The following is a 311-nucleotide window of genomic DNA, read 5'->3' as shown; positions in this document are numbered from 1 at the left end:
GCACGAGCGGTACGGCGAGGAGGTGCTCGCCTGTGTCATCCCGAGCGACCCCGCCGACCCGCTCACGCTGGACGACCTCCGCGACTTCTGCGCGGGCCGGCTCGCCCACTACAAGATCCCCAGCCGGCTCCGGATCCTCGACTCCTTCCCGATGACGGTCTCCGGAAAGGTCCGCAAGGTGGAACTGCGCGAGCGGTACGGGGTGTGAAACGGCCCGTATCGAGCATCCGCTGAATGTTCCACGGCGGTTCCGGGCCCGTTGCGCGGTCGGTGGCGTACCGGGCCCGGGACCGTCGGGAGGGTGTTCGGGG

1 protein-coding gene is annotated in these 311 nt (G+C 70.1%); it reads left to right on the top strand.

Going from position 1 to position 311, the window contains the following annotated elements; all coding sequences use genetic code 11:
• Positions 1–208: AMP-binding enzyme (locus IE312_RS42685; protein ID WP_440862376.1), on the top strand; the 208-nt coding region annotated here is incomplete at its 5' end.
• Positions 209–311: the final 103 nt, after the last annotated feature.

Origin of the sequence: Streptomyces capoamus (assembly GCF_014654935.1) — a bacterium.
Taxonomy (GTDB): domain Bacteria; phylum Actinomycetota; class Actinomycetes; order Streptomycetales; family Streptomycetaceae; genus Streptomyces; species Streptomyces capoamus.
The sequence above is the reverse complement of the archived record's forward strand: the minus strand, read 5'-3'. Positions and strand labels throughout refer to the sequence as shown.